Genomic DNA, 16,177 nt, shown 5'->3' with positions numbered 1-16,177 from the left:
CAGAAAGCCTCATTCTAGAGCCACGAAGGGGGCGAAGTTTTCCTCGTTCAGTCAACCCAAGACCACAGCGGTACGCTAGAAATAAAAAAGCCGTTCACCTTAAGTGAACGGCATTAGAGCTTCGGCTCCCTTTTTACATAGCTTCACAAACTAAATCACAACATAGGTTGTTTTTAGGTATATTTAATTACTTAATAAAAAATAAAAATACAACAAGGACTTTGACTGATGAAACGTACTCCATTCGCACTCGCAGCACTATCGCTCGCTATTTTAAGTGGCTGTAATCAAGCCCCTGAAGAAACCAAAAAAAGTAATACACAAGTTAAAACGGTTCAAGTAGCCCAAGCTGTAGCGCCGGTAGCTAAAAAAGTGCCACATGAAATGACTATTCATGGTGATACACGTATAGATGATTACTATTGGCTGCGTGATGATGAACGTAAAGCACCTGAGGTAATTAACTACTTAGAAGCTGAAAATACGTATACTGATGCAATGCTCGCACATACTAAAACGCTGCAAAGTGAGTTGTTTGAAGAGCTAAAAGGGCGTATCCAAAAAGACGATGATTCAGTCCCAGTTAAAAACGGTGATTATTTTTACTCAACGCAAACACGTGGCGATAACGAGTACACTACTTACTTACGCAGCAGCGATTTTGCAGGTACGGATCAGCAAGTTATTTTAGATGTAAATGAGCTTGCTAAAGGCCATGATTATTATGCAGTAAGTGGCTTAAATGTAAGCCCGAATGGCAATTTAATGGCTTATGGCGAAGATACTGTTAGCCGTCGTATTTATAGTATAAAAATAAAAAATTTAACAACCGATAAATTACTCGAAGATACACTTGAGGGCACCAACGGCGGTATAGTTTGGGCAAACGATAATAAAACTGTTTATTACATTAAAAAAGATTTACAAACTTTATTAGGTTATCAAGTTTATCGTCATACATTAGGTACACCACAAACTGATGATGAGCTAATTTACGAAGAAACTGATACCAGTTACTACATGGGTATGAGTAAAAGCAAAGATGAGTCAGAGATTTATATTTGGCACAGTAGCACGGCTGCATCAGGCGTATCTGTATTAAGTGCTGATGATACTAAGGCAATGCCTAAACGCTTAATTGAGCGCGAAGCAGGGCTTGAATATGATATTTCGAAGCTAGGGAATACTTACTACATTGTAACTAACTTAGATGCTGTAAATTTTCAGCTGATGAAAGTTGATATTGATAAAGCAGGCGACAAGGCTAATTGGCAAAGTGTGATCCCAGCGCGCGATGATATTAAACTCGAAGGCATTGATTTATTTAATGACTACTTAGTTTACCAAGAACGTGAAATGGGCCAATCAAAGTTGATTGCGCGTGATTTAAAAACAGGTAAAGAGTTACCACTGAGCTTTAACGATAGCGCTTATACAATTGGTACTTATGGCAATAACGATATAGATAGCAGCACGTTACGTGTTTACTACACAAGCATGACCACTCCAAGCTCATCGTACGATGTAAATTTAGCGACTGGCGATAAAACGCTTCTTAAGCAACAGGTTGTGTTAGGTGATTTTGATGCTGACAATTACGCTTCAGAGCGCATTTTTGTAACAGCACGCGATGGCATAAAAGTACCGGTAAGTTTAGTTTACCGTAAAGATGCGTTTAAAAAAGATGGCACTAACCCGCTACTGCAATATGGTTATGGGTCGTACGGCGCAACCATGGATCCAACGTTCTCAAGCTCACGTTTGAGCTTGTTAGACCGTGGTTTTGTATTTGCAATTGCCCATGTACGTGGCTCGCAAATGCTAGGTCGTCCTTGGTACGAAGACGGCAAGCTACTCACTAAAAAGAATACATTTAACGACTTTGTTGACGTAACTAAAGCACTGGTTTCTCAAAAGTATGGCGCAAAAGATGAAATATTTGCGTTAGGTGGCAGTGCTGGTGGCTTATTAATGGGCGCAGTAGCAAACCAAGCGCCTGAGCTTTATAAAGGCATGGTTGCTGCGGTACCGTTTGTAGATGTAGTGACAACGATGCTTGATGCGAGTATTCCGCTTACAACAAATGAATACGGCGAATGGGGTAATCCGAACGAAAAAGCGTATTACGATTACATGCTGTCGTACTCGCCATACGACCAAGTATCTAAGCAAGCATATCCTAATATGTTAGTAACGACTGGCTTGCACGATTCACAAGTTCAATACTTTGAGCCTGCAAAATGGGTTGCTAAGCTGCGTGACTATAAAACTGATGACAATAAGTTATTGTTTAAAATAGATATGGAAGCAGGGCACGGTGGTGCATCGGGTCGCTTTAAACGCTTAGAAGATACCGCGCTAAACTATGCATTTATGCTTGATTTAGCGGGTATTAAAAAGTAATTAATATTTAAATAGATTTAACTCAATAAGGTGCTTTTTAAGAAAGCACCTTTTTTTGTGGCAAGTTAAAGCTAAACATAGTGCCTTTACCAATTTCACTTTGTACGTAAATTTCGCTATCCATCAGTTTTAATAACCCTCTGCAAATAGCCAATCCTAAACCACCTTGCTGGCGCCCTTCTTTATTAGAATTACTTGCTTGGTAGTGCGGATCAAAAATAGCATTCAGCTCATCTTCTTTTATGCCTACGCCCGTGTCTGATACATGCACAAATAGTTGATTATCGTCACTGCGTTTTACATGTACTGCAATGCTGCCGCCGCGAGGGGTATGCCTAATTGCATTATCAATTAAGTTACTTAACACGCGCTCTAATTTAGCTATATCGGCAACCACAGGAAAATCACAAATCGCAGGTTCTACCGACAAACTAATGCCTTTTTTGTCAACGGCTAAACTAAATTTTGCCATGCAATCGTAAATGAGTTCACCTAAATTAAAGGTTTCTTTATTTATACTTATTTCGCCATTTTCTAAGTGAGCAAGCTCAAATATTTGCTCTATGAGTAGCTTTAATTGCCCACAATTATTAAGCGATACCTGCAAGTATTCTTGCTGCTCTTGTTTACTTAGCTGCTCGCCCGACTGATTTAATACTTCTAAAAACCCCTGCAGTGAAGCAAGTGGTGTACGTAGGTCGTGCGATAGATGAGTTAGCAACTCTTTGCGTTGTTTATCGCCTTGTTCAAGCGCTTTAAACTGCTCATTAATACGCGTTAGCATGGCTTGAATACTTCGCCCTAAACTATGCACTTCGTTACTTTTTTGCGTTGAATAGTTACTTAGCTTGGTGTCGGTAAGGCTGTAGTTAGCGGCTTCAATATTACTAACATCGCGTGCTAAGCGCTGAATTGGGTTGGTAAAAAAACGTAGTAAAATTAGCATCGCAATAAATAAAAATGCGAGTGCAGAGCCAAGCCATAAAGCAGCTAGCCATAACTTATCATTATTTTTTACAGTGCTTAGTGAGGTATCGTAAGCCTCACCACCAATAATTACATATAAATAACCTTGTAGCTTATCTTGATTAAATACTGGCGCGGCTGAAAATATTTTTTGTTGCTCTTTATTACGAGGATTATCACCATAAATAGGTGCAGCGCTTGGGTCGTTAATCAGCCTTTTTAAAGGCGTTAAACTAATATGCGTGCGTTTAACTTTACCCGGCTTTGCTGAGTAAGTAAGAATTTTTCCGGTTTCGTCTACAAAATAAAATTCAAACGCAGGACCTAATAACATTAAGGTATGGAAGAGGTTTTCAAGCGCTTTATAGTCGTAAACCCCTTCTTTTATTAGTGGGTTATCTTGTACTAAATGTTCCGCTAACGCTAAGTGCAGATTTTGTTCGGCGTGGTGTTTTGAAGTCAGTTCTAATTGCTTGCTCCAGCCGTAAACTAGGGCGCAAATAAAACAAAAAATCACGACTAGCGATATAGCTAATTTTTGATACAAAGATAATTTCATAATAGGTGTCTTAATTGAGTTGGCTAGGGTTTAGTTTGTAACCAACACCCCAAACTGTTTCGATGATAGGCGCTTGTTGGTGTTCTTCTAGCTTGGCACGTAAGCGGTTTATATGTGAATTAACCGTATGCTCGTACCCACTGTGTTGGTAACCCCATACTTTATCGAGTAACTGCTGGCGGCTAAAAACATGATTAGGATGGCGTGCAAAGTAAACGAGTAAATCAAATTCGGTGGCGGTAAGGTTAAGGGCTTGCTTGCCTAAATACACTTGGTGCGAACTAAATTCTATATTGAGTGAGCCTACATTTAGTGTTTGTTCGCTATCAACGGGGGAGTTGTCGTTATTTTGGCTAGCGAGTAGCTGTGCTCTGTGGCGTAATTGGGTTTTTACTCTGGCTTGTAATTCGCGTGCAAAAAAGGGTTTACAAATATAATCATCGGCGCCCATTTCAAGGCCAATAACTCTGTCCATATCGCTACTAAGCGCGGTGAGTAAAATTACGGAGGTAGTTGGGTAATGCTCTTTTATTTTTCGGCATAAGCTCAAACCATCCATTTGGGGTAAGTTTATATCGAGTAAAATAAGTCCGTAGGGATGCTTAGCTATTTTTTTTAAGGCAAGTTCTGCGCTTACAACATGATCAACATGTAAGTTAAGCGACGTTAGCTGCGTGGTAATTAACTTACCTATTTCTCTGTCATCTTCTACTACTAATATTTTTTCGTGACGCATGTATTACCTCGTAAAAAGGGGGGCATCCGTGCTCCCTTACTTCCCCATTACAAGCTGGAACGTTACTGCGTGCGCGTAATTACTATTTTCGATACTGGGTTATCAAACTTATGTTCAACACCAAGTGCTGATGTAGATAATCCATCTTGATTTGAAACAATGCCTGGATGCATCGTTATTATATCGGCTGTATCGTCACGTATTTCGTTGAACCCTTCACCGCTAGCGGCAGGACCTGGCACAGTTTCAGCTGTTTCTGTATTTGCTTCCGTACCCGCATCATAAGCAGTCGTAGTGCGTGATAACGAACCGCCAACTTCTAATGTTGATACATCTAAAGAACTAAGACCGGTAAAAGCATCATTTGTATTCCCAAGCATGGCAGCAAATGACAAATTAAGCGTTTCTTGCTCTTCAACAGTAATTATTACAGTGGTGGTTTCACCAGGGCCAATAGCGCCTTCAGCTGAAACTGCAGCAAGTGCACTTTCGTAGCTGAGGTATTCTTCATTTGCACCGCTTTCTGCAAGCATCTCTAAACCAACAGAAGCTGTGGTACCGAATGACCAAGGTGCTTCATCTTCAAAAGCAATGACAGAGAGTGGTGACAAAGGCTGTCCTGCAGTTAAGTTACTAAAAGTAATAGTAAACTCACTGATCACAGGTTCTACAACAATTGGCTCAACAACGACCGGCTCTTCAACAATTGGGTCGTTATCATTATCGCTACACGCTGCAAGTGTGGTTGCAAGTGCAAGCACTAGTAGACTTTTTTTAAGGTTGTTAGCAGATGACATAATCATGCTCCTACTTAACTGTAACGGTTAATTGTGCTACTGGGTTTAACCATCTGTGTACTGTATTACTTAAATCGCTATTACCCGCTTCTAAATCGTCATCACCTAAGCTACCTGGGTGAATATGGATGCTTGTATTTGTATCACCACTTAATATACCTGTACCGCCAGTGCCAGCGTCGCCACCTGGAGCCGCAGGAATACCCGGAGTACCTGGTGCACCAGAGCCTTCAACTACAAGCTCATTGTTTTGTTCTGTGCCTGCATCGTAAGCATTTAAATTAATTGTGTAAGTACCCGCTTCTGTTGGGATTTTCCAGCTGTTTAAGCCTACAAAGCCATCATTAGTTGGTAGCATCATTGCAGTTAATGATAGGTACTCGTTACCGTCGGTAGTGGTAAGTGTTGCCGTTGTAGATGCGGCTGGTGCAAGTAAACCTTCAGCTGGATTTGCAGCCATATCACTGCCCGCTGCAGTTGCTTGTGCAACTAGCTCTGCAATATTGCCGCCTTCAGCCATTGTTTGTAATGCTGTAGATGCTTGCGTTGCTACTTCAAATAGTGTGTCTTCGCTGTTGTGTGCTGTAATTAACAGTGGAGTGAAGTGAATACCCTTGGTTAGGTTAGTAACTTTTAGGTCTAATTCTGCGGCCATAGTCGATTGGCTAGCTGCCGCTAAAAGAATTGCAATTGTTAATGTAGAAGTTTTCATTATTATTCCTGTAAGTGATGATTCGAGTTAAGTATTGAATAATCGTCTCCAGAAACTCTCACAAACTTATCACTTTTTTATCACAAGATTTCACGCTGTGATTTTTAAATACAAATACGTTGGTTGATTTGTAGACATTTGTTTAGTTAAGAGGCAACATACATAAAACAAAAAGGAGAGTGTTATGGAAGAAAATCAACAGGTTGAACCAGTTAATAAAGATGACCGTATGTGGGCTATGTTATGCCATTTGAGTGCGCTTGCCGGATTTATTGTGCCGTTTGGCTCAATAATTGGGCCATTAATTGTGTGGTTAATTAAAAGAGATGAGATGCCAGTTGTTGACGTGCACGGTAAAAAGGCGCTTAACTTTCAAATAACGATGGCAATTGCATATGTAGTTTGTTTTTTACTGATGTTTGTAGCAGTAGGCTTAATATTACTACCTATAGTGGCAATTTTTGGGTTTGTAATGGTTGTAATGGCAAGTATTAAAGCTAACGAAGGTAAAGAGTTTAATTACCCGTTTAGTTTAAATTTGATAAAATAAAACCTCAGTTATTTTTATACCAATTGCATTAAATTAGTGATCTATTATAGCGATAAGAAAATAGCTCAATAACAAGGCTAAAATTATGATACATAGTTGTTCTATATAAATAATTTTTAACGTCGTTAGTGAGTTATTTAATACGCTAGAATGATCATGTTTTTAATAAAATTGGTATTATAAACCCAGCTATAGGCTGGGTTTTTACGTTTAGCCATAAGGACATTATGCTTTATCTCACGTTATTTATTAGCGCATTTATATCTGCCACATTACTGCCTAGCTCTTCTGAGGTGATAATGGTGGGGATGATTGCCCAAGGTAAAGTTAATTTATGGCTTATGTGGTGCGTAGCAACACTTGGAAATGTATTGGGAAGCTGCGTTAATTACTGGTTAGGTACACAAGTACTGCGTTTTAAAGATAAAAAATGGTTTCCGGTATCGCAAAAAGGGCTTGATAACGCACAAAAGCAATTTAATAAATACGGTGTGTATAGTTTGTTGTTTGCTTGGCTGCCAGTAGTAGGCGATCCGCTAACTGTAATTGGGGGGATATTTAAAGTACGCTTTAGTATGTTTTTATTACTAGTAACACTAGGCAAAGGCGCGCGCTATTTAGCGGTTATCGCCCTTGCCGTAGGATTCGAAAAGCTTTTTTAAATAAGTTTTTTAAGACCTTATTTAGCCCAATCAAGCGTTAACGACACCGAGTCGGCAAAACGCAGTGCATGCGGTTTATCAACACGTGCTTTAGCGTAATGAACACTTGGGTGTGAGTGACAAACCGCAAGAATTTCAGCCACTAATTTTTCGAGCAGTAAAAAGTGGCCTTGCTCTACTAAGCTAATTACTTCTTTGGTGATCACTTTATAATTAAGTGCTTGGTCAACTTCATCCGTTTTACACGCGTCATCAGCAGGGTAGTGAATCTCTAGGTTGATCACTACATCTTGCTTTTTTTCACGCTCATCGGGGTTAAAGCCAATAAACGTACGCAGGCGCAAATTAGTAACGTTAATAATTGCATTAGCCATAGGGTTAACCTTTTATAAGCTGCAAAAATTCGTTGCGTGTTTTAGGGTCGCTTCTAAAGTTACCTAACATTACTGATGTACGCATGCTTGAATTTTGCTTTTCTACACCACGCATCATCATACACATGTGTTTTGCTTCAACAATAACGCCCACACCTTTAGCGCCAGTAACTTCTTCAACTGCTTTAGCGATTTGATGCGTTAGCTGTTCTTGAATTTGAAAACGGCGTGAAAACATATCAACAATACGTGCAAATTTAGACAAGCCCAATACTTTACCGTTTGGAATATAAGCAATATGGCAACGGCCAATAAAAGGTAGTAAATGATGCTCACACATAGAGTAAAGCTCTATGTCTTGCACTAACACCATGTCGTCAGCGTCAGATGTAAATACCGCTTTATTAGTTATTTCATCAAGCGTTTGACGATACCCTTGCGTTAAATATTCCATTGCTTTTGCAGCACGTTTTGGCGTATCAAGTAAGCCTTCGCGGTTAGCATCTTCGCCTACTGCGGTGATGATTTTTTCGTAACTTTCTTTTAATTCATTGTGCATAAATATCTCAGTTTATTTATATTTACTTTAAATGACGGCCGCCATCAACAGGCAAAGAGCGCCCTGTGATGTAGTGGCTTTGTAATAGTAAATCAATGCTATTGATAATTTCTTGGCATCCGGGTTCAATGCCCATTAATGATTTTTTAAGGGTCTTAGCTCGATATTGCTCATCGTCATGTTCATTAAAAATAATGAGTGATGGAGCAACCGAGTTCACTTTTATGTTTGGCGCATATTTAGCGCTAAACGATTTAGTTAAGTTATCGAGAGCTGCTTTACTTGCTGCATAAGCTAAGTGTTTAGGGCTGCCTGTTTCAACTACATAATCAGTAAGGTGAATTATATCAGCAGGTACTTTTTCACTTTGCTGATAGTTTATAAGCAGCTCAGCGCACATTAAATTAATTAAATACGGTGTTTTGGCGTGTATACGCATCATATTATCGAACAGTACTGCAAAGTCAGGATTGTTAGCTTCGCAGTCCCAGCTTGATGCATTGTGAACAATAGCGCGCAGCGATGTTGTATGCTCTTTAAGCGTATTTATAAATGCACTTATACCGTCATCGGTACTAAAATCGGCATAAATACATACAGCGCCTAGTTGCTCTAATTTATCAACAGCGTTGTGGCGAGTACGATACGTAATAATAACAGCCTGCCCTTGGGCTATATAATGCTGAGCGAGCGCTAAACCAATACGTTGGCCTGCGCCGGTAATTAAGATGGGCGATGTCATATAAGGCAGTGTTCTCTTTGGCGGGTAACTTATACCAATATTGTTAAAACATGATCGATCTATCGCTATTTTCTTAGGGCTATAATAGATCACTAACTTAACGCAATTGGTATTATAAAATTCAAAGCGTTAATTTATTAAAATATACGCTGTTTCTTAATCTGTCGATCAAAAAAGCAATTAATCCTCAAAGGCGTTAATTGCTTTATTTTATTTACTAAAACATTAATCGTAAATTGTCGGAATTGGTTGGCGCTTATGTTGTGTACGTATGTAAATACTTACAAGCTTTTGTTCAACGTCTTTAGAAACAGGTTTACCTTCTAAAAAGTCATCAATTTGCTCATAGCTCAAACCAAGTGCTTCTTCATCGGTAAGCCCCGGGCGGTCGCTTTCTAAATCAGCTGTAGGTGCTTTTTCTACTAATAAAGCTGGGGCACCGAGTGCAGTAGCAAGTGCACGCACTTGGCGTTTTGATAAACCAAATAGCGGAGCTAAATCGCACGCGCCGTCACCAAATTTAGTATAAAAACCAGTAATGTTTTCAGCACTATGATCGGTACCCACTACTAAGCCTTGGCAAAAGCCAGCAATTTCGTACTGAGCAACCATACGTTGGCGTGCTTTAACATTACCTTTAATAAAATCTATCTGAGCTTGCTCAGGCAGTGCTTCACCACAGCCAACTACAGCAGCTATAGCTTGCTCATGCAATGCATCAGCCGCAGGTTGTACGTTTACGGTCATACGTTTACTTGGCTGGATAAAATCAACCGCCATTTGCGCTTCGTCTTCATCGGCTTGTACGCCATAAGGTAAGCGCACAGCAATAAATTGGTATTTGTCAGTATCGTGTTCTTTATTTAGCTCGTTTACGGCAAGTTGACATAAGCGGCCGCAAGTTGATGAGTCAACACCACCACTAATACCCAATATTAGTGATCGTGAGTGAGCTGCTACTAAACGTGCTTTAATAAAAGCAACCCGGCGAGTTATCTCAGCATTTACATCAATAGTTGGCTTAACCTTCATTTCAGCCATAATTTCGGCGCGCATTGCCAGCTCCTTATAAAATTTAATATGTGATACGCAATAAACTTATTATGTGATTTAGTCTTAATTAATTAAAGTTTTAAATGAGCTTTTATTTTGCGAAGCTCTACTTTTAATTCTTCTACTTCTGCTAGTAAATCACTTAATTCTTTATCTTTAATTACTTCGCTTGGTAGAGCAACAAAGGCATCGGCGGGATTATTTTGTTGTTCGCCAAATAAATGAATGTATCGGCTGTCGCGTTTGCCTGCTTCTCGTTCTAATTTACGGGCGTAATCGCTTTCAATCAGTTTATTGAGCGCTGTTTCTACTTCATTTACGTTATTAAAATCAGCAAGCCTAGCACTGCGAGTTCTTAATTCACCTGGGGTTTGGGCACCACGTAAAAGTAATAAACAAACAATGGCACGTTGCTGAGCAGAAAATTGCAGATTACTAAACTCAGTGTTGCAAAAGCGGTGGTCGTATTTATTTACGCGACCAGAAAGCCCTTCATCTATAGTTACCAAACGCATGTCTATTAGTTCATCAAGTGCGTTTTGCACGTCACTATCTGTAAGATTTAACACAGGATCGCGATTAGACTTTTGGTTACATGCGTTCACTAGAGCGTTTAACGATAGCGGATAATGTTCTGGCGTTGTGCTTTGTTTTTCTAGTAAGCAACCAAGAATACGTTGTTGATTTGCTGATAACTGCATAAATAATCTCAAATTAGTAAGCGTATTTTATTAGCTTACACCTTTATTGGATACCAAGCCATTGCTGGAGTTTAGGTTTTAGGGCGGCTAAATCGAGCGGCTTACTTAAATAGTCGTTCATGCCTGCTGCTAGGCATTTTTCTTTATCGCCCTGCATGGCATTGGCTGTAAGTGCAATAATAGTAATATTTTCATTACCCTTACCTGCATCGCCTTCTCTAATGGCTTTAGTGGCTTGGTAGCCATCCATTTCAGGCATTTGGCAATCCATTAAAACTAGTTTATATGGCTTACCTTGTTTTGCATTGAGTTTTACAATTGCCTCAAGCCCATTTTCAGCAATATCAAAAGTCACACCTGCTTGCTTTAATAGCGCCGAGGCAACTACTTGGTTTATTTTATTGTCTTCAACGAGCAGTAGTTGTGGCTCTGATGAATCGAGTACTGGTGCTTTAGTTAGTTTATTTTGTAGTTGTGCTTGTTGCTGCTGTTGTTCAATGTATTTATCGTTAGTGAGTGAGTCAAACAAATCAGAAGGTGTGAGTGGTTTGAAAATCATACAGTCGACTTCCATACCTACTTTAGACTCCTCTGGTGAATAACTCATTGGCGCCATAAGAACTAACTTGCAACTATGCATATTTATAAAGTTTTTAAGCGCAGTTATATGCGTTTGCGGCGCTTTTTCAAAAAAGTAGTAATCAACTAAAATAGCTTCAGGGTGGGTGGTTACATTATTTAAATAATCATCAACCTCAAGATAGTCATGTATGCAATTAACCTTTGCACCCCATACCGTGAGTTGTTTGCTGGCTGTATTTGCATTTAACGAGCACTCATCAATAATTAAAATATGTTTGTTTTTAATTAAATGACTCGGTAAATCTTGTTCTTTACTTAAGCGAGGCTGTATTTGTATTGTGAAAGAAAATGTACTTCCTTCACCTTGCATGCTGTTTACGCTTACTTCACCGTTCATCAGCTCACACAGTTGTTTTACTATGGCAAGGCCAAGCCCTGTGCCCCCAAACTGGCGTGTAGTTGAGGTATCTGCTTGTGTAAACGAATCAAATAACGACGCTTGTTTTTTAGGGTCAATACCAATGCCAGTATCAATAATCGAACATTGTAGGAACGAGCCATCCGTTGTTTCATCCACTTTGGCGGTAATAACTACTTCGCCATCAATAGTAAATTTAACGGCGTTGCCAATTAAGTTATTCAAAATTTGGCGTAAGCGGTTCGGATCACTAATTATTTCGCTGACTGTAATTTGAGTGGCATCTAAAATAAGTTTTGTATTGTTTTGCTCTACTTTTAAAGCAAACGACTCAACCACTTCTCCTAATAACCGAGGTAGGTTAAATTGCACGTTTTCAATATCGAGCTTACCGGCTTCAATTTTAGAAAAGTCTAATATGTCGTTAATTATATTAAGTAAAGATTGAGCTGATGACTGAGCAAGTTCGATATGATGCTTTTGCTGTAGGTCTAGTTGCGTTTGCTTAATTATATTAAGCATGCCTAAAACACCATTCATTGGTGTGCGAATTTCGTGGCTCATACTTGCTAAAAATTCACTTTTAGCTTCAACAGCTTGTTCTGCTGTTTCTTTGGCAGCAACCAGCTTTTGTTCAGTTTCAATTCGTTGCTGACTCGAGTGCAAGCTGCCAATTAACGCTGCAACGGCAATTAAAAAGCTTTCTTCGTTTTTAGACCAGTGGCGCTTGGATTGACATTGCTCGGCGCAAACAACGCCTATAGCACCACTTCCCGCAGGAATAATTACGCACAGCATTGATTTAATCTCGAGTGGCATTAAATACTGCTCTTTAATTGGTGCGAGTATTGGGTGTTCTAGTGCATCGGGTGCATTAAATACTGCTTGATGATCTATTGCATTAAAAAAGCCGGGGTTGTTTTTTCTTAGCCAAATAGAGTCAATTTTGTCACTAGACGAATGTTTGCTATGTATGGCAAAGGGGCTTAGTTGAGACTTGTCTTCATTAAAAAACCAAATACTGGCACGTTTAATATCGAATGCTTGGCAGATTGCTTCAGTGATAATATCTTTCGATTGGCTAAGTTGCCCATTTAATATTAATTTATTAACGGTAAGAGAAGCTAAAATTTCGTTATGTAATGCGGTTTTATTATTTTCTAATTCAATTTTTTTACGGGTATCAATATTCTGTAGTGAGCCAAAAATACGTGTGCATCGTCCATTCTTTCGTTCTGCTTCACCATGTACGAGTACCCAAACAGATTCACCTTCTGCATCCATTACTTCTAATTCAACTTCGTAGCTTTCACCATATTTTATGGCTCGTTCAATTAAAGGTTTAATTGTTTCTCGGCTAGTGCCTTTTTTAAAGTAGTTTAAATCTTTAGGCCATTCTGGTTGGTTATTTAATGGGTATTTAAATAGTTTTTTGGTCATATCAGACCAATACACTTGTTTAGTTTCTAAGTTAAATGACCATGCGCCTATTTGAGCTAGATCACTCATTGCTTCAAGCATTTTTTCGTTTTGTTGCTGACGATTAAGCATTTTCAAAAAGAATAAAAAGGCCCAGATTAATAACCCGCAAATAATAATAATCGATAACCGAAGTGGCCATATTGATGAAATAGGAGGGCTCCAACCGATTTTTGGCGCTACATATAACTGCCAGCTGCCGCCTTGAAAATTTAGAGTGAATTCAAGGGGATCTTGCTGAATAATATTTTGATTGCCGAAAAAAAACTCGCCTTTTTTACCTAAACCATTACGCCCTTGAATGGCAACGTTGTACTGTTTTTCTAATTCGTAAACGCCAGAATTGATATAAACCTTGTCAATATCGAGTACAACCGACAACAACCCCCAAAACTCATTATTGGGAGGGGTATACACCGGAACCCTGGCGATTAATGCTTCCCCCCCCTGAACTAATGTTAGCGGTCCTGCCATAATAATTGTGTTGGTATCGCGGGCTCTAAGTGCATCAGTACGCTGATTTCTATTATCTAAAAAATTAAGGCCAATTGCTTTTTCGTTCCCTTTTAAAGGATAGGTCATTTGAATGACCATATTGGGAGCGCCACCAATATTACGAAGTTCATTTGATGTATCAAAAAGAGGGGCTGCGATTTGTTCAAAGCGTTCTTGTTCTAAACCCGGTTCTGCGGCAACGGCAACACCTAAACCTCGTACTAGTTGAATATTAGAAACTAAGGTTGATTCGAGTTGAGCTCTATAAGTACTTACTTCTGAAAGAATTTGTAGGCGGTGAGCATCTTTTACACGATTATAGTTAATACGATCAAGAACAACACCAACTAGTACAGTTAGCGTAAGCGATAACCAAAAGGTCAGCTTAAAGTTATGAACATTCGTTTTTTTGTTATTACTAGACGGTGGCATTAGCTACATCGTGGCGTTAATTTAGGCAAATTAACTATAGCTAATTTATGACATAAATGAAAACGGCGCATTAACAAATGCGCCGTTTATTTTTTATAATTAGTAGTTTAGCGAGTTACGAATCGCTAACTTCACGCGCCCAATGATTTTGCTTTGCTACGTGTAGCTTGCGGTAACCATCAAGTAGTGCCGCATGCTTTTTAAAGCCTTCAAGCGATAAACCTGGGAAAGTTAAACCGTTAAACTGCTTTTTACCTTCGGCAATTTCTATAGCCAGCGCTACATTATTAGCACCAAACATTAAGCCTAATGCATCTTGGTAATCAGCGTATTCGCGCTCGTCATCGTATTTAATTTCAAGAATCGCTTTTAAACAGCGGAAGTGGCGCATTGCATCTTCGTTTACTTGGCCCGTATGAAGTATCCAATCAACCCAATCAATGGCTTCTTCGCTGCCTGCGGCTAAACATAGGTGCGCTTTAAGCTCACCTATACGCAGTGTGTGCCATGGTGTGTCGGCATCGGTTGCTAAGCCAATAAATTCTGCGGCGCGGATAATATCGCTATGACCGGCTTCTTCTAGGCTGTCGTAAATTTCCATCCATTGCTCTGCATCGTACTGATCAAGCGATAGGAATGCTTCGCGAAATTTTGCGCCTTCGTTGTTGTTGCGCCAAATAAGCTCATCAACTGGATAAATATCTGACATGCCCGGTACTAAAATACGACATGCGTATACGTTTAGGTGCGTGTAATCCATGATGTATATATCGTGATCCATGCTGTGAATCAGGTCAGTACAGAAGTTATATTCTTGCTCTGTTGTGCCGCTAAAGTCCCAGTGTACAAATTCAAAGTCAGGTTTTGCACGGAAGAAATCATGCGAAATCAAACCGCTTGAATCAATAAAGTGCAGTTCAATGTTCTCTGGTGTTGCTACTTCATCGTTATCAAATGTTGCAGGTTGGAATACATCTAGTTGATCTAAACGACGACCTTGTAGTAACTCGGTAACGGTACGTTCAAGCGCAACTTCAAATGATGGGTGAGCACCAAAAGAAGCAAATACAGAACCATCAGTTGGGTTAATAAGCGTTACGCTCATTACTGGGTAAATTCCCCCAAGCGATGCATCGGCAATACGTAAATGAAAGCCATGGCTGCGAAGCTCTTCACACGCTTCGTGAATTTTAGGATATTGTTTAACAACATCTTCAGGCACGATTGGTAAACAAATACCTTCGGCGATGATGCGGTTTTTAATCGCGCGCTCAAATACTTCTGATAAACCTTGTACGCGAGCTTCAAATTTTGTGTTACCTGCGCTCATACCGTTCGATACAAAAATATTACCAATAACGTTTACCGGAATGTATACGTCTTGGTTATCGCGTTGGCGAGTGTAGGGCAGGGTACAAATGCCACGATCAATATTGCCTGAGTTAAAATCAAAAAGGTGTGATGCGGTAAGTTCGCGCTCTGGGTCAAAGTAATCCCATAAGCTTTCATCCATAATACCTTGTGGTACTTCATCGCCTTCAACTTTAAACCATTTTTCGGTTGGGTAATGAGTAAACTCGCCATTGGCAAATTCTTCACCTAGATAAAAGTCTGCAAAAAAGTAGTTACAGCTTAAACGCTCAAAGTATTCACCGAGTGCTGAGGCAATAGAGGCTTTGTCGGTAGCGCCTTTACCATTGGTAAACATAACACCGCAGTCACTGTCTTTTATATGAACCGAATAACAGTTAGCTACAGGGTTAAGCCAAAGCGCTTCTTCAACATTAATGTGTAGGGCTTCAAGCTTGTTTTGCATGGTAGAGATTGACGATTCTAGGTCGCGGTCTTTACCTTTGATAAATGTTTTTTCAGTCATATTGATCTCAACTAGTTCTGCACGATGTGTGGAGCTGACATTATCGTGGATTTTGATGTTTATTTCACCCTTTGCGAGCAA

Annotated in this window: 14 protein-coding genes; 3 read left to right on the top strand and 11 right to left on the bottom strand. The window is 39.6% G+C overall.

From position 1 onward, the window contains the following. Positions 1-228: 228 nt before the first annotated feature. A complete protein-coding gene (locus I6E70_RS16995) occupies positions 229-2,403 on the top strand; it encodes a S9 family peptidase (RefSeq protein WP_197189251.1) in 2,175 nt (724 codons plus the stop codon). A 37-nt stretch (positions 2,404-2,440) separates the two neighbouring features. Here I6E70_RS16995 and I6E70_RS16990 read toward each other — a convergent pair whose 3' ends face one another. From I6E70_RS16990 to I6E70_RS16975, 4 genes are all read right to left on the bottom strand, one after another. Beyond that, the gene (locus I6E70_RS16990; protein WP_010554544.1) at positions 2,441-3,928 is read right to left on the bottom strand and encodes a sensor histidine kinase; all 1,488 of its coding nucleotides are present in this window, start codon (positions 3,926-3,928) and stop codon (positions 2,441-2,443) included. Between the two features lie 10 nt (positions 3,929-3,938). Then, on the bottom strand, positions 3,939-4,664 hold the full coding sequence (locus tag I6E70_RS16985) for a response regulator transcription factor (RefSeq protein WP_007580488.1): 726 nt from the start codon (positions 4,662-4,664) through the stop codon (positions 3,939-3,941). A 62-nt stretch (positions 4,665-4,726) separates the two neighbouring features. Then, on the bottom strand, positions 4,727-5,461 hold the full coding sequence (locus tag I6E70_RS16980; RefSeq protein ID WP_169045207.1) for a spondin domain-containing protein: 735 nt from the start codon (positions 5,459-5,461) through the stop codon (positions 4,727-4,729). A gap of 10 nt (positions 5,462-5,471) precedes the next feature. Further along, entirely contained in the window at positions 5,472-6,173 is a 702-nt protein-coding gene (locus I6E70_RS16975; protein ID WP_007580506.1) for a spondin domain-containing protein, read from the bottom strand. A 184-nt stretch (positions 6,174-6,357) separates the two neighbouring features. On the opposite strand from I6E70_RS16975, the gene I6E70_RS16970 reads away from it, so the two are divergent. Further along, positions 6,358-6,723 carry a DUF4870 domain-containing protein gene (locus tag I6E70_RS16970; RefSeq protein ID WP_007580507.1) on the top strand — a complete coding sequence of 122 codons (366 nt, stop codon included), beginning with the start codon at positions 6,358-6,360 and terminating at the stop codon, positions 6,721-6,723. Between the two features lie 227 nt (positions 6,724-6,950). Continuing rightward, complete coding sequence (locus I6E70_RS16965) at positions 6,951-7,385, top strand: YqaA family protein (RefSeq protein ID WP_197112607.1); 435 nt, start codon at positions 6,951-6,953, stop codon at positions 7,383-7,385. A 17-nt stretch (positions 7,386-7,402) separates the two neighbouring features. Here the strand turns inward: I6E70_RS16965 and folX are convergent, their stop codons facing one another. From folX to ycaO, 7 genes are all read right to left on the bottom strand, one after another. Next, positions 7,403-7,759 (bottom strand): dihydroneopterin triphosphate 2'-epimerase, encoded by a 357-nt coding sequence (folX, locus tag I6E70_RS16960; RefSeq protein ID WP_007377309.1) that lies wholly within the window; start codon positions 7,757-7,759, stop codon positions 7,403-7,405. Positions 7,760-7,763: 4 nt separating this feature from the next. Then, on the bottom strand, positions 7,764-8,318 hold the full coding sequence (folE, locus tag I6E70_RS16955) for a GTP cyclohydrolase I FolE (RefSeq protein WP_002962341.1): 555 nt from the start codon (positions 8,316-8,318) through the stop codon (positions 7,764-7,766). 22 nt (positions 8,319-8,340) lie between these two features. After that, on the bottom strand, positions 8,341-9,060 hold the full coding sequence (gene folM, locus I6E70_RS16950; RefSeq protein WP_007580509.1) for a dihydromonapterin reductase: 720 nt from the start codon (positions 9,058-9,060) through the stop codon (positions 8,341-8,343). Between the two features lie 225 nt (positions 9,061-9,285). Continuing rightward, a complete protein-coding gene (gene nadE, locus I6E70_RS16945) occupies positions 9,286-10,116 on the bottom strand; it encodes an ammonia-dependent NAD(+) synthetase (protein WP_197189250.1) in 831 nt (276 codons plus the stop codon). A gap of 68 nt (positions 10,117-10,184) precedes the next feature. Beyond that, a complete protein-coding gene (locus tag I6E70_RS16940) occupies positions 10,185-10,814 on the bottom strand; it encodes a YceH family protein (RefSeq protein WP_007580511.1) in 630 nt (209 codons plus the stop codon). Positions 10,815-10,857: 43 nt separating this feature from the next. Beyond that, positions 10,858-14,220 carry an ATP-binding protein gene (locus tag I6E70_RS16935; protein WP_197189249.1) on the bottom strand — a complete coding sequence of 1,121 codons (3,363 nt, stop codon included), beginning with the start codon at positions 14,218-14,220 and terminating at the stop codon, positions 10,858-10,860. Positions 14,221-14,335: 115 nt separating this feature from the next. Beyond that, entirely contained in the window at positions 14,336-16,096 is a 1,761-nt protein-coding gene (ycaO, locus tag I6E70_RS16930) for a 30S ribosomal protein S12 methylthiotransferase accessory factor YcaO (protein ID WP_007580513.1), read from the bottom strand. Between the last annotated feature and the right edge of the window lie 81 nt (positions 16,097-16,177).

It is taken from the genome of Pseudoalteromonas sp. NGC95 (genome assembly GCF_015864705.1).
Lineage (GTDB): Bacteria > Pseudomonadota > Gammaproteobacteria > Enterobacterales > Alteromonadaceae > Pseudoalteromonas > Pseudoalteromonas arctica.
This window is presented reverse-complemented; position numbering and strand designations above follow the sequence as displayed.